Origin of the sequence: Kothea flammea (genome assembly GCF_052161645.1) — a bacterium.
Classification (GTDB): Bacteria; Planctomycetota; Planctomycetia; order Pirellulales; family Pirellulaceae; genus Laterigemmans.
In genome coordinates this window covers 1,562,942-1,586,390 of record NZ_CP197414.1, presented here as the reverse complement: position 1 = coordinate 1,586,390, position 23,449 = coordinate 1,562,942, and the positions used below count along the sequence as shown (strand labels likewise).

Here is a 23,449-nt window from a genome sequence, read left to right as displayed (position 1 = left end):
TAAATTCTCGTGGCAGAGGAAACGACCGTAGCCCGGCACCCGGACCTTGTGCGGTGTCTCATTGTGTCGCGTGCGGGCGACTCCTGCAACGATCGTTCACTCGCTTTACATGCTCTGCACCTATCCCAGACGTCCCTCAGTCGCCGGTTGATCGCCAACAGCCGGTACGCTGACCGAACCCACAATCATGATTGCCATGGTGACAGCATGCACGAGCCACATGGTGTCGCCACCGAGCATGGTGCGAAAAGTGGCGAAGGTAGCCAACAACAGCGTCCCCAAAAAAAAGCGTTCAGCGAGGCGTCCACCGTCGCCTTGCAAGACCTTGCTGATCACCAGCAGCGACAAGCCAAGCAATGGCAGCAAGCAGAGTTCAATAGTGACAATTGTGGTTTCCAAAGTAGACATCCTCGGACTCCTTTCCGAAGTAGTTGACGGCGAGCGAACTCACCTCAAGACAAGCAAACCAGCGAACTTGAACAAATCTGTTCATTTTCTCCGGAATACTCTTCTATCAAGCTGCTGGGCCGGGTAAAACCCCAATCGGTACGTGATTCGCTAAAGAGGAAAATCGGTCAGCCAAGTTGCTTGACCTGGTATTGGCCTGAGCGTTAGGCTGAAGGTTAATCGATGCCCGGCTGGTGAGCTCTCTCGATGGCACTCGTCGCAGGAGGACGAGACGATGACAGAACGGCAAAATAAACAAGTTTCCGTCGCCGTAATTGATGTTGGCGACTGCCACACGACGGCTGGCCAACAAATCTCGGCACGCTATGCCAATCGCCGCCTGGGTGGCCAAACGGTTCCGCACCGCATCGCGCGAAGATTGAGTGAGGCGACACGGCTGGATCACGTGGCGATCACTGGGTCGAATCTACCGACAAATCTGCTCAGAGCTGGGTTTGCGGGAATCGATATTTTGGACTTGCCGTACGGGCATGTCTGCGAACGCTTGGCTGCTGCCGCAGACCGTTATGGTGCGGACTGGGTCGCCTACGTTCCGGCCAACCGTCCCTTCGTCGATCCGGCCCTGGTTGATTGCCTGCTGAACCGTGCCTACCAGTCTTCGGGAGGTCTGGATTACGTCGGTTACTGTGGGGTCGACGGCTGCTGGGACCACGTCCGTCACCTGGGCGTGGCCGGTGAAGTCTGTCACGCCGATGCGCTGCGACGTTTGCGTCGCAACATCGACCGCATCGCGGCCAGTTCCGAAGAGCTCTCCATGGCCGATTGGATGAATAAAGCTCCGGGGCAATACGAAATGAGTTTCGTCGCCATCCCCGACGCGCTCGATCATCGTGACCTGCGGTTCGCCATCGAAGACGAAAGCGACTGGGAGTGCGCGGAGATGTTTTCCGATTACGTCGGCAACGAGTCCACCGAATGGCAAACCTTGGCCGAGCTGGTGCGTGACAACCAAACGTTGCGGGGAGCGATGGCAGCCAGGAATCGTTTTGCACAATCCACAAACTCCCCCTAAAGCGTAAAGTCAACCAAGCCGATACAGACCACAGGCATTTCCTCGACGCAATGACTGTGGACCACTGTAATGGGCAAAAACATCCTTCCGGTTTTGGCTTGCATCCTAGTCGGACTGACTAGCACCGGGTGCACCATGTGTGGCCAGTGCGATCTCGACTCTTACGGCGCTTACGGGGGCCGTTGGCACCGCACCGATCGTGACCACGGTCGCGTGGGCAGTCTCTTTATTCCCGCCGGTGCTCAAGTTCCCTACGATGAAACGGCACCAGCCGACGGCGAACGGGAGGGTGGCACAGACGATGACAGCATGTCCTCTCCCCCTCCACAGCCAACCCCGCTCGATGATGAGTCAGCCTCAGAACCGGCCGCGGAAACAGCGTTGCTAGACCGCATGCTGAATGATGATTTCTAGCGGGCCTCCATGCCTGCAATAGCGGGAAAAATCAGGCGGTTTTTTCAGCCAGTTTTTTCAGCCAGCGGTCAGCCAACCGCTCCGTCGAGCTGGACATTCCAGCTGCTGACCTGGACCTCCCCAGCCCGTTCGCTAGGCAGCACGGCGACCAGACCAATCTGAGGATATTGCTCCGCGTGGGCGGCCACGGCATCGCGTCCGGCGACGAATAGTCCGGTTGCCAAAGCATCGGCCAGCGTAGCCTCCGCCGCGATCACCGACAGCGACAGCATGTGATCGACGGGCAGTCCGCTGCGGGGATCGATAACGTGCCCCAAACGTCGTCCCTGGTAGTGAAAAAACTGTTTGCCACTGCCGCTGGTCGCAAGCGCGGCGGCGTTTAACGTCAAGCCACCAATCCGACGTCGCGACTGCGTGGGATGTTGCAAACCGACTCGCCAGCCATCACCGCCGGTCAACAAACTGCTGTTCCCTCCGTGCACCAAAAAGTTATCGACTCCGGCGACCCGCAAATCTTGGGCGAGCAAATCGAGCGCGTATCCCTTGCCGATGGCTCCCAGGTTGATCGTCATTCCGGGGCGCTGAAATTCGATCGTGCCAGCTTCGGCATCGAGGGCGACATATTGCCAGCCCACTTTTTGCTGGGCTGCGGCCAACTCCGCTGCGGTCGGACGTTTGCCGCTGCGATTAGTGAACCCCCAAGCTTCGACAAACGGCCCGGCCGTCACATCAAAAGCACCCGCTGTTGCCCGCCAAGCCTCTTCGGCTCGCTGCAACACCCGGCTCAACATGCCGCTAATTTTGACCGGCCCGTCTGCCGCTTGGCGATTGACACGCGAAAGTTCACTGCTTGCATCATAAACGGTCAAGCAATGCTCAATACCTGCCAGCCGGTCGAGAGCAGTAACCGCCGCATCAACGTCATCCCCGGCAGCGTCGCGGGGCAGAAAAATCTCGAAATCAGTTGCCATCGCCCGCTGGGAGATGCGCAAATGAATAGTATCTTCTTCGCTCAGCATGTTATTCAGCTCGAAGTCGCTTGATGGTCTGCAAATGTCTCTCAGCTTTTCTGCGGGGCACCCCGGCGACGCGCAGAAAAAAACACGATACGATTGGACAGTAGTAAGGGTACCAGTCTAAGGCTGGCTAAAACATTCCATTCTGGGAACGGGATAGAGAATCAATGAGCGAGGCTAAAGTTCGCGGCGTGGTGCACGTCATTGAAGAAACAAAGACTTACGGCAGCAAGGGCTTTCGCAAACGCCTGATCGTGCTGGAACAGGAAAAAGGCAGCTTCACGAACTACGTACCACTCGAATTCACCAGAGACGACTGCGATTCGGTAGATTCGCTGAATGTGGGTGATGAAATTGAGGTCTCCTATCGACTCAGCGGCCGCAAATGGCAACGTGACGCGACCAGCGAAGTCAAATATTTCCTCAACGCCGAAGCGATTTCATTTTCACCGGTCGGTGGCGGTGGCGGGGGTTCAACGGGTGGAGCAACGAATGACTACTCGCCTCCCGCCTCGGTGAATGACGCCTTTGCCGAAGTCGACGATGACGAACCACCGTTCTAGGGACCGGTCTTGGGGGGGCAGAGCACTGAGGCCGCTTTGCCAGCAAACTTCGATTTGCCGGTGAACCTAGTTTTGTCAACGCGGGTCATCAAAGATGGGTTGCGTTTGCTGCCCGAATCGGCAAGAATTCACGCAGCATTAGGGAGCGGTGGCTGAGTGGTCGAAAGCGCCGGTTTGCTAAATCGGTGATCCGGGCAACTGGATCCGCAGGTTCGAATCCTGTCCGCTCCGCTTTTCGGTGATCTCGTAAGAACACATCCCCGGGTCGCAGCTGTGGCTCGGGTGTTTTTTTTGAAGACATCCTGTTTTGCTGTTATCCGCGTCGATTCCCAGCGGATGCATTAAGAGTAAAAGGCGGAGAATCAATTTCTCTGCGAGTTGAAGGTGTAGCTCAGTCGGTAGAGCAACGGACTTTTAATCCGTAGGTCCTGGGTTCGAGCCCCAGCACCTTCACTCTTTCTTTTCTTCGTTTGGGGTACTTTCGCTTATCGAAAGATGCGCCTCTTGCACCATTACGTTCTTAGTTTTTCGGACAATGATGTTGCATGCTTGCGAACGAATTACGTCACCTCCCCGGGGCGGTCGGCCCAACGATTCAACCACCCAATCGTTGAGTCGGTACAGTGGTTTGTCGCCAATCGACGGCAGGGCAATTCCCGTGACCTCGCGAAGTTGATTTAAGGACACAAATCCACCGGCGATCCAACCATCTCCGGCCCGCACCAGATGCGTGGGAATGCGATCAAACTCATCGTGGATTTCCCCCACTAGCTCCTCGATGATGTCTTCCAACGTGATCATCCCAATGATCAATCCCCCTCGATCTTTGACCAGTGCGATGTGGCTGCGATCTCGGATCAGGCGTTCCAAACAATCAGCAACTGGCAATTCGGAGTCAAACGACCCGAGGGATCGAATTAGCTTGCGAAAAGAAGGCAAATGCGGCGCGAGTCGCAAGTTGGCAACGATGTCTTTAAAATTGACGTAGCCGATGATCCGTTGGGCGTTACCAACCTCGTCGGTTACAGGGTACCGCGTGTGCATGTTTTGATGAGCCGCCACCAAAGCATCGGACAGTGACTGGTCGGCAAACAGCACATCAATATGCTCCGCCGGCAACGCGATATCTTTGACCGGCGTTGAGGAAAGTCGCGAGGCACTCATGATAATGCCCTCTTCTCGCTGCCCGATCAGCCGGGAAATCCGTGCGAAGGCAGCAGCACCATGCAAATCCTGAATGGCCGTTTTGCTCTCGTCATCATCGCCAGAAAGCCCCCCTAGACGCATGATCAACGAGACCGAATTTTCTAGCAACCAGACGGCCGGCTTGACGCTGATAGCGAACCACTCCATGAGTGGCGACAGCGATAGGCAGACCAACTCTTTGTTGCGCAAAGCAAAAACTTTCGGCACCAGCTCACCAAAGACAATCGTCGCCACCGTCAACGGCAAGACCACGCTGGCGATCGCCAGTATCTGAGAAAAACCTGACGGCACGCCCCAGCTGAGAAGGATCGGCTCCACCGATTCTTCCGCACCCGCGCCTCCCGTGGCCGCGGCAATCACGCCAACCAGCGTGATCCCCAACTGCACAACAGCCAAACTACCTTCGATATTGTCTTTCATCCGCGAGGCCACTTCCGCTCCCCGCCTGCCTTCCTGCACCAATCCGTGCAGACGTCCCGAGCTAATTGAGGCGAGCGAAATTTCGTAAGCGGCGAATACGCTGTTGAGGCTGATCATCACAAACATTACAGCCAATTCAAAAGTCCACATATAGTTCCATTCAATGAAGTATCTCAAGCACCCACGATCGCCGCGTCACCATTCACCGCGTCCCCACCATTTAAATCAGTCATAATCAAAGGCTAACATGATTCGCTTCGGCAGCGATGGCCGGCGAGTTTATCGAAGTTCGCCGATCGGTGATGCGGGCGGCAAGCAGATCTTAAAAAAACGACGAAACTAGCGCGATGAATGATTGTGCAGTGCACATCTGTAGTGTTACCTTAGGGGGCATCTCTTCAGTCCACTGCCACGTCACAATCAAAGGTGCAGATCATGGGAATGCAGCTGGAAAAGTACGTGTACCACGGCCAATTCGACAATTCGGGGCGGAATTGCATTCGCGGCGGGTTGGGACTTTTTCGACCGCCAGCCAGTCCGGGAGAAGAGCCAGAAGGATGCAGTGTCACACTTGACCTCGTCGGAAGTTTGCCCGACGAGTGGGCTGGCCGAAAATTTGAATTTGAGATGCCGGAAGAAAACGACGTGAATTTGTTACCGAAACCTGCCGACATGCAGGCTCAACAGGTGGGCCCCTTCGGGACGATACGCTACGTCAATAAATCAGTGCCCAAGCTGGAGAGTCAGCTGGGAGCAGGGAAGGGCAAGGCTGGTAACGACACGGAGCGGTCAACTGAAATGGAGCAAGCAACGGAAATGCGGCCCGTGCTGTACATCGATTGGTTCAGCCAGAACGGCCACATGGTTTTAGAAATTGTCGATCCGTTGATCGAGTTCAAAGATGGCAAACCCCCGATCGCGGCAACTGACGATCGACCAGAGCCAGCGAACGAATCGCATGGTTTGGCTGATCGCGTCGCCGGGCTCACACTTTCGCCCCAAATGATTGAGGCCAAGATTCGCGCGGCGGCCCACGATTATGAAGCAAGTCTGCTCGTGTCGCCGGACGCGGCTAGCGCCGAGGCGTCCTACAAGCTCCCCAGTTGGAGCGAGACCATGCCATCCATTAACGTAGATTTGGGGGCCAAGTTCGACCGTTGGGACGAAATCGCACACGGCACGCATGAGGTTCCCATTCGTGACCTGATTGCAGCCCCACTGCGTCTACCCAAACCGGAAGATTTGCAAAATGAAGAAGAGGCTTGGCAAGCACTCAAAGCTGTCCTAGGTGCCCTGGCAATGTACGGAATCGCCTTCCAAATCTGCGAACACTTTACCGCCCAGAAAACATACGAGCGGATCGTCCAATCAGGACTCAATGAGATCCGCGTCCATCCCAAACTCGTCGAGTCCTCATGGGTGCAATACTACGACACGCACGCACACTGCAAAGCGTGTCAAATTGAAATGGGATTTCTAGATCCAGACGAAGAGGACGACAATTAACCAGAACGATTAACCGTGCGCGCTGGCTACCGTTCCGGTAGCGGTTTTGGCGCTAGCCACTGTTCCTTGCACGGACGCATTCGGTTCAAAACGATCACCGCGGCTAGCGCCATAGCGGCTAACGGGGTTCTGCTTGGTCTTCAATTGTCTCGATGATAATCTTGCCGTTACTTGTTTTCAGATTGATAGCAGCCGGCATCAAATCCCCCTCGCCAACCGTTGTGGTGACCGACTTACCTTGCTTTTCACCATTGATCGTGACTTGACCGTTGCTGGTTTTGGCGGAGAGTTTAGTCTGTGGCCCCCAAAGCGTGAGCTTCAAGCTTCCATTACTGGACTCAAGCCGATTGTCATCGCCCACCAGACCGCCTTTAAAAGTAACCGATCCATTACTGGTCGACGCCCACACGGTGATTGGCACGACCGATTCCACATCGATCGCTCCGTTGGATGTCTCGACATTGACATCTCCCTCAGCACGTTGCACGACAATTTTCCCATTGCTCGATCTTAGCCGCATATTGGCTTGCAAATCGGTCACTTCGATGCCGCCGTTGCTGGTCCCCAGTTGCACGGGCGTCGCTTTGGGAACAACGATAACAAAGGAAACGCTACCAGAGACTTGCCTTAGTCCCTCGACGGAGACCACTAAGTTACCATCCTCTTCCCGCTGCTCGATTGAGATTTGATCTAAGTTGGCCTGCGCCTCTTCCTGAGTGCTCCCTTTAACTTCGATCACGGCTTCAAACTGCAGTTCCTCGACCGCTCCACTGCGAAGCTTAATGCTGCCGTTCCGACCTTCTACAATCAACTGCCCAGTCGGCACGGGGGCTACGAATCGTTCGGTTTGCTGGGCGGAAAACTGGGGACCAAAGCTGATCGTTCCGCAGCCAAGCGGCAGCAGTAAAAGCGAACACACCAGTGCAGAGGAAAAGCAACGTTGCATGATAAATTCCAAGAGTTCAGGTTAGGGCACCCGGGCAATCGCGGTATTGTCAGAGGATTGGTCATTCGCCCGGCAATCGAAAATCTTGGCACCGCAGCCTGCGGAAACTAATTTGCCCGCGGGTGAGCCTGTTCGTAGATGGCTCGCAAATTGGCCGCACTGACATGCGTGTAAATTTGTGTCGTTGCCAAATTGCGGTGTCCCAGCAATTCCTGCACGCTGCGAATATCGGCACCACGATCAAGCAGGTGCGTGGCGAAGCTGTGCCGTAAAGTGTGGGGGCTGGTCCGCGCATCAAGCTCGGCGGCGGCCAAGTGCTTTTCCAACATCCGACCGATGCTGCGAGTGGTCAGGCCGTTACCAAAACGATTGACGAACACTGGCGCTTCGCGGCGATCTTGCCACTGGGCGTGACGCACTCGCACTACTGCGTAACGGCGAATCGCGCGGGCGGCAAATGACCCCAGCGGGCTGATTCGTTCCTTCCGTCCCTTGCCTCGAACGCGGATAATCTGTTGTTCAAAGTCCAGATCATCATCGTTCATGCCCACCAGTTCGCTGACCCGCAGACCGGCAGAGTACATCGTCTCGAGAATCGCCCGATCGCGCAAGCCTTGGATCGACGTCCCGCTGGGAGCGCGGAGCAAACGATTCACTTCCTCGCTGGTTAACACGTGTGGCAATTTGCGAGCTTGGCGTGGATTCCGCAGCGGCTTGGCGGGGTTACTCGAAGCGATGCCTTGACGTTGGGCGAACCGGTAAAAACTCCGCAGCGACGCCAATTTCCTTGCAATCGTAGCCCGCGCGTAGCCGGCTTGCTGGAGAGCTGCTTGGAATTGCCGCAAGTCCTGGGGCGTCAAACTTGCCGCATCAGCCGCTTTCCCACTGTCTTCCTCGAGGTAGTCAACCAGCCCCAGCAGATCTTCACGATAAGCCTTGACCGTCAAAGCGGAGGCATTCCGCTCGGTCGCCAAGAAACGCAAAAATTGACTAATTTCTCGCCGCAATCCACTCTCCCAAAAAGAGTTTCAAGTAACGTCTGGGGATCCCCTCGAGGTCGCATCCAACCCCACCGCTTAACCGCGTGCTTTCAGGGTCGCAGTGAGGCGTTCATCGCCACCTTCTTCGCTGGGTTGCGCGACAGCTTCGCGGATCTTACGGCTCAGTACGGCTGCGTCGTACCAAGTAAAGTCGAGGTCCGGATCGGCCGCAAATCGCCCCAGCGTACGCAGCGTCTCGGTGCGGTTTTCGTCGTCAAACAAAAACAAGTATCGCTGCTCGCCTTTGACCAACGCCAACACATTGACTTCCTTGTCCATTTTGACCTCTTGCGGTAGGTGTCGTCGCCTGTCACCGTTGCTGTGAGTCGAACGGCCATGTTCAACCAACTACCTGTTATATCGGCTGATTGGCCATCTAATAATGAGGTCGCTTTGGTCGCGACCACCACGCATTTCCAGCATTTCGGTAATATGTAAGTAGCAGCAAAAACGGATGAAGTCGTCGCTGCGGTTTAGGTAACCTTGCCAGCCTCCCAACCGCGCCTCATCCATTGCGTAGACGTGATCTGCTAGTTTTTCGGTAAAATCGGGATCATCGCCACGATAGATTCGCGTGTGGCTCATCACCGGTGCGGACTGCGGTAGAGCAGGGGGGGCACCGAGCGGATTGGGCGCGTCGGGAATGAGCCTTGAAGGGTCGGGCCAATCGACGGGTAAGGGAGCCGTCGGTGGCTCCGCTGCGACAATCATCCCCCCACCGCCGAATTCCCCGCCGCTGGGATCGCATTCCTCAGCCGGTATCTCCATCACGGGGAACTCAATCGGCTCCAACTCGATTCGCGTGTCGAACAAGTCATCCGTGGCAACCTCACCGCCGGCCTGCGAGACCGCGAAGGCATCGATCATTTCGGCCTCGGTCATCTCATCACGCGAACCACTTTGGGGACCGACCTCGCGGCTCGGCACAGCAGTCGGCGGTGGCGACGTTTGAGCGGGCGAGCTGGAACCTGCCGGCAAGTTGGGGTCAGTGAGCGAAGGTGTCTGAGTCGCCATTTGCGCTCGCGCGACGGCCAACTCGGTCTCCAACAGAATGCGACGGGGGATTTTCTTCTCCGCCTTCGTGCCCCAAGGCAGGCCGTAACCGGCGGGCACTGGGTGGAAGGCGGGATTCGCCGCGTACCAGCGGGTCGTCATGGCCAACCGCGGTGGGTAATAGGGGTCGTAATCAGTGATGCTGCCAACAACCAGGGCATCGACCCCCATCGCTGCCGCCAGCTCTTGAAAATTAATCCGCCCCCAAGCGATTTGCCCCCGGGGGTCGACCAAATTCATGCCCAAGGCATAGTCTTCGACCATCCCGACGGAGACCCCAATGGGAACAACCTCGAAGCCCGGAACCGCTTGCAGTTCAGCGTAATAAGCTTCTGCGACGTCAATTTGATTGAGCGTCGGTTCATCGCTTTGGTTGAAAAATGGCAGAATTGCCACGCGATGCAACTGCGGCAGGGGATTGTGAAAGCGGGCTCGAGGTCTGGCATCCGGAACCAGGGAACAGCCCCCGGCGAATAGGCCACACAGTAAGGCCAGCAGGGCTAAGGCAAGCTTGCTGCAAGCACTATTGCCGAAACTCGCCCCACACGTCGCGGGTCCCATTTCAAACCGCCAGTCGCTGCGCGCGATGCTGGGTCGTCGATCAATTTTACCACGGCTTGAAAACTTGCAGATCATTGCGGCGATGCCGAATTAGTCAACGGTCTGCGCGTACTCTCTCCGCCCCCTTTTTATGCTTCGGTCTCCAGGGGTACGCAGCTGAAGGAAAAACTTTTTTTTTTCCAAAACCTGGTACTTATCCCCGCCGCCCCCCACTACCGGTGCCGCGAGCGGTAGCCTGCGAACTGCATTCGCGTTGCAGTTAAAGTTACGGTGGTAGCGTCCTGCCAAACGTGTATGGCAAACTTACCGAACTGGGGCGAACGCCCAAGCGGGCCAGATCCAGTAATTGGGCGTGTAAACGCGATATCGCAGCTGCGTATAGGGGTTCGCGGCGATATTTGGACGAGATGGATCGCGACCAGCCCAGGCGTGTGCTTCCAAACGCGCTACCCGCTGGCGTGCCTGCTCCAAAGCGCGGGCTTGGCGGATTTCAGCCGCAGTCAGTGTGACTCGCCCGATCGACTCAGAGGGGCCACCCTCGAGCCGCATCCGCTCGTCACGATCATCATCCGCTTGAACAGCGGTCACGGCCAGCGTGGCCGTCAGCGCTAAAGCAACCAAAAATGTTCTTCCGATCCGCATGATCCTTGCCCTTGAATAAAGCTTTCGAGTCGGTAGGCACATCGTGTCGGGCCTCCGGTGCATAGCTGTTATTCGTCGCTCGCAGCGGCGGGATCTCAGCGAATTGATCCACCTGGCGGGGATGTTCGATTTTTCAGGTCTGGTTACTCCGCTTGTTCCCAAACCGCCAAACAGAGCACCTGTAGCTGTTATCAAGAAGCGACAATCGCGATGGGGCCCCCCTTTGGCTTGAGTGCACATCGCTCTATGATCTGCTAAGGTGTCGTGAGTCCGTGAACTCACGGCGAAACTGCATTCTTCACTTTTGGAGTTTTGGATCGAATGAAGATTTCTGGAATTTTGACGACGATCGCTGCTGCCCTGCTTTGCTGCTGCACCCTCGGCTGCCCACCAGCTGAAGAAGCTGACGCACCCGTGGACACCGCTGTGGAAACACCAGCTGGCGACAACACCACCGAGTGATCGGTAGCGAATCAGTCCTAATCGATAACTTGACTGATTGACTGAACAACATGTTCGACCCTGATTCCCTGCCAGACATGCTGGCGGGGATTCATGGTCGTTTGGGACGTGGTACTTTTGCCCGACCGCCGGTTGCTTTCCTTCCTCCTGCCTGCTTGCGACCGCGTCCTCGCTTGCCCACCGTGGCATCGTTGTCCGATTCGCGTTGGACCTCTGCCAGCGGGCGGCCGATCGAGCCACGCATCCTGACGATGCGATCTCGCAGCTTGCCCGCCCGTTCGAACTCCAGTTCCTCTGCGGCGGCCATCATCTCGCGTTCTAGCTCTTCGATATACTCGAGCGTAACCACTGCGTTATCCTCATCGCGCGCGGCGGCTGCTTGATTTCTGTGTTTCGCCGCATCCTGACCGATACCAGCCCGGATTGTTTTGACAATCGTTTGCGGCGTGATGTTATGTTCCTCGTTGTATTCCTGTTGAACTTTACGACGTCGCTCCGTCTCGTCGATCGCCGCTCGCATCGAATCGGTAATCCGATCGGCGTAGAGGATCACGTGGGCGCGAACGTTACGGGCGGCCCGTCCGATTGTCTGTATCAGACTCGTTTCGCTGCGGAGGAACCCTTCTTTATCGGCATCCAGGATGGCGACTAGCGAAACTTCAGGCAGATCCAAACCTTCACGCAGCAAGTTCACACCGATCAAAGCATCGAAAGCCCCTTCCCGCAAATCTTGCAACAGCTCAACACGCTCGAACGCATTCAACTCGCTATGCAACCAGCGGCAGCGAACATTTTTATCTTGCAAGAAACTCGTCAGATCCTCGGCCAAGCGTTTGGTCAGGGTGGTCACGAGCACGCGCTCATTACGTTCGGTGCGATTGCGAATCTCCGCCAGCAGATGGTTGACTTGGCCCCGCGCGGGCTCGACAGAGATCACGGGATCTAGCAAGCCGGTGGGACGAATAATCTGCTCAACCACCTCCCCTTGGGTCCGTTCCAGTTCATACTTTGACGGCGTGGCCGAAACAAAAACAATTTGCCGCGTGCGAGCCTCCCACTCTTCAAATTGCAAGGGGCGGTTATCAAGCGCGCTGGGCAAACGAAAGCCATGGTTGACCAGCGTCATTTTCCGACTTCGGTCCCCAGCATACATGGCTCGCACTTGGGGCACCGTGACATGCGACTCATCCACAAACGTAATGAAGTCCTTGGGAAAGTAGTCGTACAGCGTGTCGGGCGTGGCCCCCGGTTGCTTGCCCGACAAGGGACGGCTGTAATTCTCAATTCCCGGACAATGCCCAACCTCTTGCAGCATTTCCAAATCGTAATTTGTTCGCGCTTCTAAACGCTGGGCTTCGAGCAGTTTGCCTTCGCCCCTGAATTTTTCCAGCTGCTCAGTCAATTCGTCCCGGATCGTGCGAATGGCACTTTGAATCCGATCTTCGGGCATCACAAAGTGTTTGGCCGGATAGATATAGACCTCATCGAGCGTCTCGATAACTTCACCGGTCAGCGGCTTGATTGCCGAAATCTGCTCGACCTCGTCACCCCACATCTCAATCCGATAAGCGAACTCTTCGTAGGCCGGCCACAGCTCGATGCAATCACCTCGCACGCGGAATTTGCTCCGCTCGAAGGAAACGTCATTCCGCTCGTATTGGATATCGACTAATTTGAGCAGAAAGTGATCACGTCGCGTCGTCTCACCCTTTCGCAGACCGACCACCAACTGGCGATAGTCCTCCGGAGACCCCAAGCCGTAGATGCTGCTGACGCTAGCAACGATCACCACATCGCGACGGCTGACCAAGGAACTTGTCGTTGCCAACCGCAGCCGATCGATCTCTTCGTTGATCGACGCATCTTTTTCAATATAGACGTCGCGCTGCGGAATATAGGCTTCCGGCTGATAGTAGTCGTAATAGCTGACAAAATAGTGAACCGCGTTCTTAGGAAAAAACTCTTTGAACTCTGAATAGAGCTGCGCGGCCAACGTCTTGTTGTGGCTCAACACCAATGTGGGCCGCTGGACCTGTGAGATCACATTCGCCATCGTGAATGTTTTTCCCGTTCCGGTTGCTCCCAACAAAACTTGAGCCGCTTTGCCGGTTTGAAATCCGCGGACCAGCGACGAAATTGCCTCCGGTTGATCACCGGCGGGGGGGAAAGGGGAATGGAGCTCAAACCCGGCGGGCATCGTGGTGGTTGCAGGCATCAGGCGTTACATCAATTTGTTGTTCGGCGAAATTTATTAATAAGAAGCGTTCAATTCGAGCAAATAGGGCCGCAGTTGCGCCAGCCGCCGCGGCCCGATACCGTCAACCTGATCAAGTTGCTCGAGGTTGCGAAACGGGCCGTTGGCGTCACGGTAGCTGAGAATCCGTGCTGATAAACCGGGACCAATGCCGGGTAGCAAACACAATTCTAAAGCCGTCGCTCGATTCAGGTCGACCGCCAACCGAATCTCGCTCGGCACGGCGTTCGAGTTTTCCCTGCTGACTCGCTCTGCTAACTGCTGCTGACCAGCCCTGAATTCCTGCTGACCAGTCGCTGGCAACTGCCGCCCCGCACCATGATAAACAGCCAAGCAGACCAACAAGCAGGATGCTGCGGCGATCACCCACTGGCGAGCGAGCCAACGCGGCGCTAACGGACTGACCGCGCTATTTTCGTCATTCCTGCGAGCATCCATCGAACGCTTATCCTTTCGCCAGAGGCGAACATGCCGGCCAGCCCTTTTCCGGCCAGCCCTTTTCCGGCCAGCATCCAGATGCCCTGATGATCGCGATTATGCTATTCTGACGCAAGCGACCCAGCCTCCATAGTCTGCCCCCCGTCGGGAGCGGCATTCCTTTCCGCGTCCGCTTGCCACCATGACGCTAGAGCCCATGAATCGAGACTTCAATCCAGTCCTCGCCGACGGTTTGTTAGAAAATGACTTGAAACGCCTAATCACCTTGGGCAGTGACGAAGATCTGCACGCACTGGGGGATGTGACGACCCTGGCGACAGTGCCCCCATCAGCTAGCGGAGATTGCGTGGTAACGGCCCGCCAAGCAGGCACCGCCGCCGGTTTGGTGACGGTGCCATGGATGATCGAAGCGCTCGGATACGACTTGGAATTTCGCAGCGAACTGCATGACGGTCAAGCATTCGAGGCGGGCCGCTCGTTGGGTGTGCTGCGGGGGCCAGCTCAGCAAATTTTGACCGCCGAGCGGCTAATTCTGAACATGCTATCGCGGCTATGTGGCGTGGCCAGCTTGACCGCGGCTTACGTGCAACGCTTGGGAAATAGCCCAGCGCGGTTGTACGACACGCGAAAAACGACCGTCGGCTGGCGTCGCCTGGAAAAGTATGCGGTCCGCTGCGGTGGCGGCCATAACCACCGGACCGGGCTCTACGACGCCATTTTGATCAAAGATAACCATCTCGCCTTGGCTCGGCAGGCTCAAGCCGACGAGACTGGCGATTCCCAACCGCAAGGCAGCGTGGCCAACCCCGCCGGGGCCATTCGGCAAGCTCGCCATTATATCCAACAACTCGGCGCCGCGGCGGCCACGATGATTATCGAAGTCGAAGTCGACACGCTCAGCCAACTCGAGCAGGCGTTGAGCGAATCGCCCGACATCGTGCTGGTCGACAACTTCAGTTTACCGGAGCTTCGGCAAGCAGTGGCCTTGCGCGACCAACTGGCCCCGCAGGTTTCCCTGGAAGCCTCCGGGGGCATTTCCTTGGAGACGATCGGAGCAATCGCTCAAACCGGTGTAAACCGCATCAGCTGCGGAGCGATCACCCACCAAGCGACTTGGTTGGACCTGGGATTAGATTGGCTGGACTCCAGAGCAAGCTAGGTTTGGGGGTCATCCCTGCGAGCACCTCACTGAACATTACTGACGCCAGCTTGGCAACAGCCGAGGTGCCGACGGGTGCTCCGTTCGGTACTCGCCCATTCGCGCCCCCGCATCACCACCTGAAGTTTTATGCCAAGTCCAGGTATCATCCGACTGCAACGTTCGATCTGGGACTTTCTCCAACCGACCGCCGATGCGTTATGCATTTACGGGGCGATGTGGTTGGTGAATATGTTGGCTCGAGGCTACGTCGAAGTCGCAGCACATTTTGTGGCCGTCACGGCGGTCGTGGTGTTTCTGCTCGCCGGCCAATTGACCGGCTTGCATCGACGTTGGTCAACGCTCACCAGCAACCAAGAATTCCTGTCGATTGTGGGCACTTGGCTGCTGACGCTAGTGACGTTGGCGATGATCGGTTTTGTCACCCGTTACACCGAAGTCTTTGCCCGCTCGGTGCTAGTGACTTGGGCTGTCTTGGCTCCCACCGGTATCGGCTTAGCCCGCATGCTGCTGCTGGTCACACGCGAATATTTTCTCAAAAACGGAATTGGTGTCCGCCGCGTGGGCATCGCCGGCATGAACACCCTCGGTGTTCAGATCGCAGAAAACATTCGCGCCGAACCAGGCCTGGGGCTGAGCCTCTACGGCTTTTTCGATGATCGCGGCAGATTACGGAACACCGAACAACCCGAAGACTTGCTGGAGCTGTCGGGATCACTCCGAGATCTCGTCGACGCGGCGATCAACCATCAAGTCGACATTGTGATGATCACCTTGCCGATGCGGGCTGAATCTCGCATTCGCTTTGTCTTGGATCAGCTCAGCAATTCAACGGTCTCGGTTTATATCGTGCCTGACTTTTTCGTCTTTGAACTCTTGCACTCGCGTTGGACATCAGTGGGAGGTTTGCCGGCGGTCAGCGTTTTTGAAAATCCACTCTACGGAGTCGACGGCGCGTTGAAACGAGCGGTCGACGTGGGGCTCAGCCTCTGCGGCTTGCTGGTCGCCGGGCTACCAATGCTCGTCATTGCACTCGCGGTCAAACTAACTTCCGCCGGGCCGGTATTTTTTCGCCAACGCCGCTACGGACTGGACGGGCAAGAAATCCGCGTCTGGAAATTTCGTTCGATGCGAGTTTGCGACGACGGTGGAACAGTCAAACAGGCTACCAAGGGCGACCCCCGGGTGACGCGATTGGGCGCATTCCTGCGTCGCACCAGCCTGGATGAACTTCCCCAATTGTTTAACGTTTTGGAAGGCTCGATGTCGTTGGTTGGCCCGCGGCCGCACGCCAACGCACACAACGAGCAATATCGTGGCTTAATTCGCGGCTACATGCTGCGTCACAAGGTGAAACCGGGAATCACCGGATTGGCCCAAGTCTCAGGCTGTCGCGGCGAAACCGATACGATCGACAAGATGCAGCGGCGGGTCGAGTGGGACCACCGCTACATTCGCCAATGGTCGATCTGGCTCGACCTGAAAATTCTTACCAAGACGCTGCTGGTCGCTTGGCGGCAACCAGAAGCATACTAACGCCACGAGTTGACCAAGCGTACCAATCAAGCCAACGGGCGCCGCCTGCTGTATTGCGGTTTTGCTGGCGGCGGCCCGCAAACTACTTTCGGCTAGTTAATTACTTGCGGCCAGCAAACTACTTGCGGCTCATCGCTTCCACAACCGCTTTGCCCATATCGGCCGGCGTGGGGGCGACGGAGATGCCTGCTTCCTCGAGCGCGGCGACCTTTTCAGTTGCCGTCCCCTTGCCACCGCTGATGATCGCTCCGGCGTGTCCCATCCGTTTACCGGGAGGCGCTGTGCGTCCAGCGATAAAAGCGGCAACCGGTTTGGTGATATGTTCCTTGACAAAGGCGGCGGCTTCTTCTTCGGCCGAACCACCAATTTCACCAATCATCAGAATGGCTTCGGTCTGATCATCTTCTTGGTAGAGCTTGAGCAGATCGATGTAGTTCGTGCCCACGATTGGATCGCCGCCCAAGCCAACGCAAGTGCTTTGCCCCAGCCCGAGGTTGCTGGTTTGCCACACCGCTTCATAGGTCAGCGTCCCACTGCGACTCATCACACCGACTTTGCCGACTTGGTGAATGTAGCCCGGCATGATACCGATCTTGCAACCGCCGGGCGTGATCAGCCCGGGGCAGTTAGGGCCGATCAGAACTGAGTTGCTGGCCCGCACTTTTTGGTAGACACGGACCATATCGAGCACTGGCACCCCTTCGGTGATGGCAGCGATGACTCGGATCCCGGCATCGACCGCTTCGAGAATCGCATCCGCGGTGAAGGGGGGAGGAACAAAAATCATGGTCGCATCGGCACCCGTGGCGGCGACCGCTTCTTCGACGGTGTCGAAAACAGGCAACCCCTCGGCTGTCTGCCCGCCTTTACCGGGAGTCACGCCCCCGACCATCTGCGTGCCATACTCCTTGCACCCGCGGGTGTGGAACGAACCGGCACTTCCAGTAATTCCCTGGCAGATTACTTTTGTATTTGCGTCAACCAGAATGGACATAAGTCAATAATCCGTGAATTGGTATGTTGCGGCGGCTGGGCGCCACAGGAAATCGAATCATGCCGACAGCCAAGGTCGGCAAAAAGGGAATCAAAGGAGTGAACTACTGAATTGCGGCGACCACTTTTTCAGCCGCATCGGTCAAATCGTTGGCGGTGATGATATCGATATCGCACTCAGCCAACATTTTGCGTCCCTCTTCAACTTCAGTCCCTTCAAGACGCACGACCAGGGGCACGTTAAAGCCGACTTGCTTGCCAGCTTCGATGATCGCCGAGGCGATCGTGGTGCAGCGGGCGATCCCACCGAAGATGTTCACCAGCACTGCCTTGCAGTTCGGATCGGAAAGCAGAATCCGGAACGCTTCGGTAACTTGCTCCGTGTTGGCTCCTCCACCGACGTCCAAAAAGTTAGCCGGCTGGCCACCGTGATACTTGATAATATCCATCGTCGACATTGCCAAACCGGCACCATTGACCAAGCAGCCAATGTTTCCTTCCAGCTTGACGTAGCTCAACCCCGTGTCGGCGGCTCGCACCTCGGCGGGATCTTCTTCAGATAAGTCCCGCAGCTCCTTCAGCTCACCATGGCGATAGAGCGCGTTGTCGTCGAAAGTCACCTTGGCATCGAGCGCGATCATCGCCCCCTCACCGGTGATCACCAACGGATTGATCTCCAGCATCGCACAGTCCAACTGAACGTAGGTGCGGCAAACTGCCTTCATAAACGCTTCGGCCGAGCGGACCGTCTTACCTTCGATGCCCAGCTTCTTGCAGATTTTTCGAACTTGGAAACTTTCCAAGCCGATCGCCGGGTCAAAGTGTTCTTTGAGGATCTTCTCGGGCGTTTCCGCGGCAACTTCCTCAATCTCCATGCCACCCTCGGAGCTGACCATCAACACTGGCATGGCAGTTTCACGGTCTAACACAATGCCGAGGTACAATTCGCGAGCAATATCGCAGCCTTGCTCGATAAAGACTTGGTTGACCGTCTGGCCTGGCTCACCCGTTTGAATTGTGACCAAGTGATTACCCAACAATCGACTGGCCACTTCCCGCGTCTCTTCGGCGCTGCGGACTAATTGCACGCCGTGTTGCTGAGGATGCTCGGTGATCGTTCCCTTGCCTCGCCCGCCGGCGTGAATCTGCGCCTTGATCACGGCTAACGAACCGCCCAGCTGCTCGAAAGCGGCTGCCGCTTCGTCCGGCGTGCGGGCCACATGCCCATCTAAGACTGGCACACCGGCCTGACGAAATAACTCTTTGGCTTGATACTCGTGGATCTTCATCCGGTAATTCCCGCAGTGACACCGTGGTCATCGTGAAGCGACTGGTCAGCTCAAAAAAACGAGCGACCAACGTGACGTTCCCCCCTCAACCACTCCAAAATGAAGGAGCGCTACCGAGCGGGTTGCGAGATTATAGAACCGGAGAAATCGGCATTAAAGGTGGGGAGCGGCAAACAAAACGCCTGACGGGCAATTTAACCCTCACAGTTTACCTGCAATCGGACTGCGAAGCCGAGTATTGCAGCCGCGGATCATCCAATCCCAAGCGTTTCATTTTTTTGTACAGCGTGGTGCGATTAATTTCTAGTTCCTCAGCCGTGGCAGCTCGATTCCAATCGTTTCGCCGCAAGGCCTCGAAAATGATCTGCCGTTCCGGCTCCTCCAAGGCATCGCGAAGACTTTGCGGCTGACTGATCCAACTCGCCCTATCCGGCTGGTCAGCGCCGCCGACTTGCTCGCCAATTTGATTACCGGGCGGTTTTCCAGCCTGCGTATTACCAGCTGCCCAGTATCCTTGCCCGCCGAGCGGTGGGGCGACGGAAAACTGTGTGGCGGAACTTGCACCGCCGCTGATTTGTGGTGGCAAATCGGCGACTCCCAACACCGGTTCCCGAGCCAACAACACGGCCCGTTCAACCACGTTTTCCAGCTCGCGAACATTTCCCGGCCAAGCGTATTGCTGCATGCAGGCGATCGCCTCGCGATCGAACCCTTCAATTTCCTTGCCAGCATCTTCAACCGCTTTCCGCAAGAACTGATCGACCAACAAGGGAATATCCCCGGCTCGTTGACGCAGCGCCGGCAACTCGATGTTGATCACGTTGACGCGGTAATAGAGATCCTGGCGAAATCGCCCCTCTTGAACCGCTTGGGCTAAATTTTCATTCGTTGCCAAGATGACCCGCGTGTCGACCGTCTCAGTGACTTCCCCCCCCACTTGCTCAAATTGCAACTCCTGCAACACTCGCAACAACTTGACTTGCATCGCCGGGGTGGCGGTGGCGATCTCGTCGAGAAACAGCGTCCCCTTGTCGGCCAACTTGAATTTGCCCGTCTTGTTGACCGTCGCTCCAGTAAAAGCGCCCGCCACGTGACCAAACAACTCACTCTCTAGCAACGACTCCGGCAAGGCGCCGCAGGCAACTTCGACGAACGGCTTGTTGGCCCGATTGCCGCGGCGATGAATCGCTCGCGCAATCATTGATTTACCCGTACCATTCTCTCCAGTGATCAAAATCGATGCCCGTGCATCGGCCACGCTGTCGATCAAATCAAAAACTTTTAGCATCCGGTAGTCATGCCCCAAAATTTGGTCGCTACCGAACTGACGCTCTAATTGCTGCTTAAGATCCGCATTCTCCGCCTCGATGCGGCGGTGCGCAAGCGCACGATCAATCGCCAAGGAAAGCTCCTCGTCAATCATCGGCTTGGTCAGCAAATCGAAAGCACCCGCCCGCACCGCCTCAATTGCCGTCTCTGGGGTGGCATATCCGGTTACCACCAAAATCTCACATTCTGGCTGTTGTTGTCGCACAAAAGGAATTAATTCAAAACCATCTCCGTCCTCCAGACGTAAATCTGTTATGACCAGATGGTAGGGGTGCTGCCCAAGACAACTACGGCCCTCCGCGAGCGAGCCTGCGACGTCCACGTGCATTCCCTGCTTAACCAACCACTGTGCCATGGATTCGGCGAGGTGACGATCGTCGTCGACAAGCAAGAGATGCGGGGTTTCTGGCATTTGAAGAGGCTGTGGCAAGGGAACTGCGGAACGGAATCAGCAGCCGGAAATGCGGAGCGTCGATTGCGTCGTGTGTCTGTGCGGCGATTGTCTGCCTCCAGTATTTAGGTTGCGGAAATTAAACGGTCAAAGTTTGTCCCAAGTTAGTCTGCGGGCAATCGCGACGGAATGAGTACACCCCGCCGGTGTAACTCGCAAAATCCGACCGCAGACGACATATTTGCGCCATCCGTTGCCATTTGCGCATAATGACTTGTGGGTTTTCTACTGCATATTTATAGGTAGTGGTCCCGCTAATTGAGGTGCTTCGCACGCCTTTGTGTCCGCACCGCCCACCCCCCCAACGAAGCGGGTCGCCCTTTGGCGAACCGCGCGTTAAGATTATCAACCTTCAGGTAGATAAATAAATGAGGTTTCGATGACGTTAAAACTTTTGATTGTGGACGACCATGAAGTCGTTCGACGAGGCATCAGCGATTTGCTCAGCGGCTCTGAGCTTGAAATCGTGGGCATCCTCGATGACGGCCAACAGGTCGTTGAAGAAATAAACCGGCTCTCTCCCGATGCCGTGCTGCTCGACGTGAGAATGGCTCAAGTCGACGGCCTGGCAGCTCTCGATCAAGTGCGCCGGGAATTTCCCGATTTGCCCGTCGTGATGTTCAGCAGCTACGACAATCCCACCTACATCGCGCGATCCGTGGCCCTCGGGGCCAACGATTTTGTGCTGAAAGGGGATTCTCGCGACCACATCGTGGCGGCAGTTCGACGCGCCGCGGAAAAGCAAACTCCCAATGCGGACAGTTTACTCAGCCGTACGCGACAAGCCATGGACTCCAGCGGCAATCCATCCGCTGATACCTACGACTTGCCGCTGACAGCCCGTGAATTGCAAGTTCTTCGCCATATCGCCCTCGGCTTGAGCAACAAAGAAATTGCCCAGTCGTTGTCGATCAGCGTTGAAACCGTCAAAGAACACGTGCAGAACATCCTCCGCAAATTGAATGCGGCAGATCGCACCGACGCGGCGGTTCGAGCGGTGAAACTGGGCGTCGTCTAGAGCCCAATCTTTAGTACCGTTTGACGCATCACGGTCAAGCAAAAAAAATAACCAGCAGTCTCGGAGTTGCGATCGCAACTCCCGGATTGCTGGTTTTTTATGTCGTATTTCTGTATGCGGCGTTTCTCGTTACGCGGCATAAAAAAACAGCCCACCTGCAACGCGGGCGAGCTGTTCATATTTTGATCAATCAAACAATAACTTGCTCATTCAGCCAATGCCGATCAAACCGTCTGGACTCAGTCCCACCACCAGACGTTGTCCGCCTGGGGAGCGATCTCGGCACGCGGCTTGACCAAATCTCCCGCCTCATCTTGTCGCAAGGTCTCAGCGTTTAGAGCCCGCTTGGGCTGCAAGGCGACGCCCCCGCCGAGCGGTGTTAGCAAGGTGTTCCCTTTCCAAACTGCATTGACGGCTGTCTCCACCTGATGGGGCGCGGTGTGCGTTTCCACTGGCAACCGAGCTTCGTCAAGCAACAATGCCATGTCCCAACCAGCTTGCGTCGCGTAATCTTGCTGCTGAATAAACGCTGCCGCAATCGAAATGTCAAAAAGATTTCGCATTTGAGCGTAAACCGGCACCGCGGCGGCAATCTCAGCATATCGCTTGGTAAAGTCAGCACAGAACTGTTGGCTGGCCCGGTTCACACGCCCGCGAGCTTGTCGTTCTCCCTGAGCGTTAACCAATTCAGAGGCACCCACCAAACGCACGGCATTGCCATCCAAGCCCATTCCCAAACCATCTTGGCTGACCGTCACGCACTGATAATCAGGCTCGAAATACCAACGCTCCATCGCTCCGGCCGCACCGGGAGTGCCAGCCGATCGCTCGGTATAGCTCAACATTCGCAGCGGCAAACGCTCCAACCCAATGCCGATCAATTTCATCCGGTAATCGGCTTCCACTAATACTTGAGCGAAGTGCGTCGTCGCCGGCACACCCTTTACTGAAACAGTCTGTAAACCCAAATTTTCCTTGAGGATATTCGCCAATCGTGCCTCACCGCCTGGACGTACCATGCCGACCTGAGCCAAGGCTCGGTTCAATCGTTGCAAACCTTCCTCCGTGGGATCAATCGAGACGCTGATCACCCCCACACCACGCTGGTTGGGCGGATAAGCCCGCAAGGCAGTGACGACGTCTTCCAACAACACGGTCGGCATCCCACTATCAATTCCTCGCACGCGCCCCGATGGATCGGCAAAGAAACCTTCTGCCGGCCCGGCCAACACAATGTCGCCGGATTCCGGATAGAAGAAGACGTAGCGAACAGCCGTTAATCCAGCCATCGCTTGCATTTCGGCGGTCGGTTGCTGCCCCTGCTGCAATTTCGCGGCCAAAGCGGCTTCGAGACGATTGAGTGAAACTTTTCGCAGCTTGCTGCTGGTGGCTAATTCGGCTCCCAATTGACGGCGAGCCGCTTCCAACCGCTGGCGATCAATCCGCCCATCGACTTGGCGAACTTTCAAGACTCCGTCAGGATTAATTTCCACACCGGCAATCGGTTGGTTAAATACCTGCGCGGTGGCCGTGGTCGTCTGAACCAATACGGCGAGTCCTACCATCAACAGGCAGGCGGCGTGACGAATCATCAACGATTTCATGGCTTTGAGTTTCTCGGTCTGGACCAGCGGGCAATGGATTGGCCCTGTTCGATTAGATACGTCGAGACG

At 56.3% G+C, this 23,449-nt stretch carries 22 protein-coding genes and 2 tRNA genes; 10 read left to right on the top strand and 14 right to left on the bottom strand.

What is annotated here, in order from left to right:
- Window positions 1-120: 120 nt before the first annotated feature.
- Window positions 121-408: a hypothetical protein gene (locus tag SH139x_RS05715; RefSeq protein WP_488354315.1), complete on the bottom strand. Its 288-nt coding sequence runs from the start codon at window positions 406-408 to the stop codon at window positions 121-123.
- 274 nt (window positions 409-682) lie between these two features.
- Here SH139x_RS05715 and SH139x_RS05710 point away from each other — a divergent pair, with 274 nt between their 5' ends.
- Window positions 683-1,480, top strand: coding sequence for a glycosyltransferase family protein (locus tag SH139x_RS05710; protein WP_488354314.1), 798 nt, complete (start codon window positions 683-685; stop codon window positions 1,478-1,480).
- A 69-nt stretch (window positions 1,481-1,549) separates the two neighbouring features.
- Entirely contained in the window at window positions 1,550-1,894 is a 345-nt protein-coding gene (locus SH139x_RS05705) for a hypothetical protein (protein ID WP_488354313.1), read from the top strand.
- A 68-nt stretch (window positions 1,895-1,962) separates the two neighbouring features.
- On the opposite strand, the gene SH139x_RS05700 is transcribed toward SH139x_RS05705, so the two are convergent.
- Window positions 1,963-2,913 (bottom strand): FAD:protein FMN transferase, encoded by a 951-nt coding sequence (locus SH139x_RS05700; protein WP_488354312.1) that lies wholly within the window; start codon window positions 2,911-2,913, stop codon window positions 1,963-1,965.
- A 164-nt stretch (window positions 2,914-3,077) separates the two neighbouring features.
- Here SH139x_RS05700 and SH139x_RS05695 point away from each other — a divergent pair, with 164 nt between their 5' ends.
- From SH139x_RS05695 to SH139x_RS05685, 3 genes are all read left to right on the top strand, one after another.
- The gene (locus SH139x_RS05695; protein WP_488354311.1) at window positions 3,078-3,473 is read left to right on the top strand and encodes a DUF3127 domain-containing protein; all 396 of its coding nucleotides are present in this window, start codon (window positions 3,078-3,080) and stop codon (window positions 3,471-3,473) included.
- 142 nt (window positions 3,474-3,615) lie between these two features.
- Window positions 3,616-3,704: transfer RNA gene (locus SH139x_RS05690), tRNA-Ser, on the top strand.
- Between the two features lie 149 nt (window positions 3,705-3,853).
- A tRNA-Lys gene (locus SH139x_RS05685) sits at window positions 3,854-3,926 on the top strand.
- On the opposite strand, the gene SH139x_RS05680 is transcribed toward SH139x_RS05685, so the two are convergent.
- The gene (locus SH139x_RS05680; RefSeq protein ID WP_488354310.1) at window positions 3,924-5,249 is read right to left on the bottom strand and encodes a hemolysin family protein; all 1,326 of its coding nucleotides are present in this window, start codon (window positions 5,247-5,249) and stop codon (window positions 3,924-3,926) included. The two genes, SH139x_RS05685 and SH139x_RS05680, sit on opposite strands and share 3 nt — an antisense overlap.
- 285 nt (window positions 5,250-5,534) lie before the next feature.
- Between SH139x_RS05680 and SH139x_RS05675 the strand changes: the two genes are divergently transcribed.
- The gene (locus SH139x_RS05675) at window positions 5,535-6,605 is read left to right on the top strand and encodes a hypothetical protein (protein ID WP_488354309.1); all 1,071 of its coding nucleotides are present in this window, start codon (window positions 5,535-5,537) and stop codon (window positions 6,603-6,605) included.
- Between the two features lie 118 nt (window positions 6,606-6,723).
- Here the strand turns inward: SH139x_RS05675 and SH139x_RS05670 are convergent, their stop codons facing one another.
- The 5 genes from SH139x_RS05670 to SH139x_RS05650 all read right to left on the bottom strand — a co-directional run bounded on the left by SH139x_RS05670 (window position 6,724) and on the right by SH139x_RS05650 (window position 10,847).
- A complete protein-coding gene (locus SH139x_RS05670; protein WP_488354308.1) occupies window positions 6,724-7,551 on the bottom strand; it encodes a DUF4097 family beta strand repeat-containing protein in 828 nt (275 codons plus the stop codon).
- A gap of 107 nt (window positions 7,552-7,658) precedes the next feature.
- Window positions 7,659-8,558: a tyrosine recombinase XerC gene (xerC, locus tag SH139x_RS05665; RefSeq protein WP_488354307.1), complete on the bottom strand. Its 900-nt coding sequence runs from the start codon at window positions 8,556-8,558 to the stop codon at window positions 7,659-7,661.
- A gap of 69 nt (window positions 8,559-8,627) precedes the next feature.
- On the bottom strand, window positions 8,628-8,870 hold the full coding sequence (locus tag SH139x_RS05660; RefSeq protein WP_488354306.1) for a hypothetical protein: 243 nt from the start codon (window positions 8,868-8,870) through the stop codon (window positions 8,628-8,630).
- Window positions 8,871-8,939: 69 nt separating this feature from the next.
- Window positions 8,940-10,040 (bottom strand): hypothetical protein, encoded by a 1,101-nt coding sequence (locus SH139x_RS05655; protein ID WP_488354305.1) that lies wholly within the window; start codon window positions 10,038-10,040, stop codon window positions 8,940-8,942.
- Window positions 10,041-10,508: 468 nt separating this feature from the next.
- The gene (locus SH139x_RS05650; RefSeq protein ID WP_488354304.1) at window positions 10,509-10,847 is read right to left on the bottom strand and encodes a hypothetical protein; all 339 of its coding nucleotides are present in this window, start codon (window positions 10,845-10,847) and stop codon (window positions 10,509-10,511) included.
- 321 nt (window positions 10,848-11,168) lie between these two features.
- On the opposite strand from SH139x_RS05650, the gene SH139x_RS05645 reads away from it, so the two are divergent.
- A complete protein-coding gene (locus SH139x_RS05645; protein ID WP_488354303.1) occupies window positions 11,169-11,309 on the top strand; it encodes a hypothetical protein in 141 nt (46 codons plus the stop codon).
- Between the two features lie 91 nt (window positions 11,310-11,400).
- Here the strand turns inward: SH139x_RS05645 and uvrB are convergent, their stop codons facing one another.
- Together uvrB and SH139x_RS05635 are read right to left on the bottom strand one after the other, a co-directional pair.
- Window positions 11,401-13,524 (bottom strand): excinuclease ABC subunit UvrB, encoded by a 2,124-nt coding sequence (gene uvrB / locus SH139x_RS05640; RefSeq protein ID WP_488354302.1) that lies wholly within the window; start codon window positions 13,522-13,524, stop codon window positions 11,401-11,403.
- A gap of 36 nt (window positions 13,525-13,560) precedes the next feature.
- Window positions 13,561-14,001 carry a ComEA family DNA-binding protein gene (locus SH139x_RS05635; protein WP_488354301.1) on the bottom strand — a complete coding sequence of 147 codons (441 nt, stop codon included), beginning with the start codon at window positions 13,999-14,001 and terminating at the stop codon, window positions 13,561-13,563.
- A 181-nt stretch (window positions 14,002-14,182) separates the two neighbouring features.
- Here SH139x_RS05635 and SH139x_RS05630 point away from each other — a divergent pair, with 181 nt between their 5' ends.
- Entirely contained in the window at window positions 14,183-15,160 is a 978-nt protein-coding gene (locus tag SH139x_RS05630) for a nicotinate-nucleotide diphosphorylase (protein ID WP_488354300.1), read from the top strand.
- Between the two features lie 129 nt (window positions 15,161-15,289).
- On the top strand, window positions 15,290-16,696 hold the full coding sequence (locus SH139x_RS05625) for an undecaprenyl-phosphate glucose phosphotransferase (RefSeq protein WP_488354299.1): 1,407 nt from the start codon (window positions 15,290-15,292) through the stop codon (window positions 16,694-16,696).
- A 118-nt stretch (window positions 16,697-16,814) separates the two neighbouring features.
- Here SH139x_RS05625 and sucD read toward each other — a convergent pair whose 3' ends face one another.
- The 3 genes from sucD to SH139x_RS05610 form a co-directional block, all read right to left on the bottom strand.
- Window positions 16,815-17,690: a succinate--CoA ligase subunit alpha gene (gene sucD / locus SH139x_RS05620; protein ID WP_488354298.1), complete on the bottom strand. Its 876-nt coding sequence runs from the start codon at window positions 17,688-17,690 to the stop codon at window positions 16,815-16,817.
- 103 nt (window positions 17,691-17,793) lie between these two features.
- Window positions 17,794-18,978, bottom strand: coding sequence for an ADP-forming succinate--CoA ligase subunit beta (gene sucC, locus SH139x_RS05615; RefSeq protein ID WP_488354297.1), 1,185 nt, complete (start codon window positions 18,976-18,978; stop codon window positions 17,794-17,796).
- Window positions 18,979-19,186: 208 nt separating this feature from the next.
- A complete protein-coding gene (locus tag SH139x_RS05610) occupies window positions 19,187-20,719 on the bottom strand; it encodes a sigma-54-dependent transcriptional regulator (protein WP_488354296.1) in 1,533 nt (510 codons plus the stop codon).
- 418 nt (window positions 20,720-21,137) lie between these two features.
- Here SH139x_RS05610 and SH139x_RS05605 point away from each other — a divergent pair, with 418 nt between their 5' ends.
- Window positions 21,138-21,776 (top strand): response regulator, encoded by a 639-nt coding sequence (locus tag SH139x_RS05605; protein ID WP_488354295.1) that lies wholly within the window; start codon window positions 21,138-21,140, stop codon window positions 21,774-21,776.
- A 239-nt stretch (window positions 21,777-22,015) separates the two neighbouring features.
- Here SH139x_RS05605 and SH139x_RS05600 read toward each other — a convergent pair whose 3' ends face one another.
- A complete protein-coding gene (locus SH139x_RS05600) occupies window positions 22,016-23,380 on the bottom strand; it encodes a DUF1598 domain-containing protein (protein WP_488354294.1) in 1,365 nt (454 codons plus the stop codon).
- Window positions 23,381-23,449 lie beyond the last annotated feature (69 nt).

Coding starts and splice junctions, on each gene's coding strand:
- SH139x_RS05715 (WP_488354315.1), bottom strand. CDS start 408: ATGTCTACTTTGGAAACCACAATTGTCACTATTGAACTCTGCTTGCTG.
- SH139x_RS05710 (WP_488354314.1), top strand. CDS start 683: ATGACAGAACGGCAAAATAAACAAGTTTCCGTCGCCGTAATTGATGTT.
- SH139x_RS05705 (WP_488354313.1), top strand. CDS start 1,550: ATGGGCAAAAACATCCTTCCGGTTTTGGCTTGCATCCTAGTCGGACTG.
- SH139x_RS05700 (WP_488354312.1), bottom strand. CDS start 2,913: ATGCTGAGCGAAGAAGATACTATTCATTTGCGCATCTCCCAGCGGGCG.
- SH139x_RS05695 (WP_488354311.1), top strand. CDS start 3,078: ATGAGCGAGGCTAAAGTTCGCGGCGTGGTGCACGTCATTGAAGAAACA.
- SH139x_RS05680 (WP_488354310.1), bottom strand. CDS start 5,249: ATGTGGACTTTTGAATTGGCTGTAATGTTTGTGATGATCAGCCTCAAC.
- SH139x_RS05675 (WP_488354309.1), top strand. CDS start 5,535: ATGGGAATGCAGCTGGAAAAGTACGTGTACCACGGCCAATTCGACAAT.
- SH139x_RS05670 (WP_488354308.1), bottom strand. CDS start 7,551: ATGCAACGTTGCTTTTCCTCTGCACTGGTGTGTTCGCTTTTACTGCTG.
- SH139x_RS05660 (WP_488354306.1), bottom strand. CDS start 8,870: ATGGACAAGGAAGTCAATGTGTTGGCGTTGGTCAAAGGCGAGCAGCGA.
- SH139x_RS05650 (WP_488354304.1), bottom strand. CDS start 10,847: ATGCGGATCGGAAGAACATTTTTGGTTGCTTTAGCGCTGACGGCCACG.
- SH139x_RS05645 (WP_488354303.1), top strand. CDS start 11,169: ATGAAGATTTCTGGAATTTTGACGACGATCGCTGCTGCCCTGCTTTGC.
- uvrB (WP_488354302.1), bottom strand. CDS start 13,524: ATGCCTGCAACCACCACGATGCCCGCCGGGTTTGAGCTCCATTCCCCT.
- SH139x_RS05635 (WP_488354301.1), bottom strand. CDS start 14,001: ATGGATGCTCGCAGGAATGACGAAAATAGCGCGGTCAGTCCGTTAGCG.
- SH139x_RS05630 (WP_488354300.1), top strand. CDS start 14,183: ATGACGCTAGAGCCCATGAATCGAGACTTCAATCCAGTCCTCGCCGAC.
- SH139x_RS05625 (WP_488354299.1), top strand. CDS start 15,290: ATGCCAAGTCCAGGTATCATCCGACTGCAACGTTCGATCTGGGACTTT.
- sucD (WP_488354298.1), bottom strand. CDS start 17,690: ATGTCCATTCTGGTTGACGCAAATACAAAAGTAATCTGCCAGGGAATT.
- sucC (WP_488354297.1), bottom strand. CDS start 18,978: ATGAAGATCCACGAGTATCAAGCCAAAGAGTTATTTCGTCAGGCCGGT.
- SH139x_RS05610 (WP_488354296.1), bottom strand. CDS start 20,719: ATGCCAGAAACCCCGCATCTCTTGCTTGTCGACGACGATCGTCACCTC.
- SH139x_RS05605 (WP_488354295.1), top strand. CDS start 21,138: ATGACGTTAAAACTTTTGATTGTGGACGACCATGAAGTCGTTCGACGA.
- SH139x_RS05600 (WP_488354294.1), bottom strand. CDS start 23,380: ATGAAATCGTTGATGATTCGTCACGCCGCCTGCCTGTTGATGGTAGGA.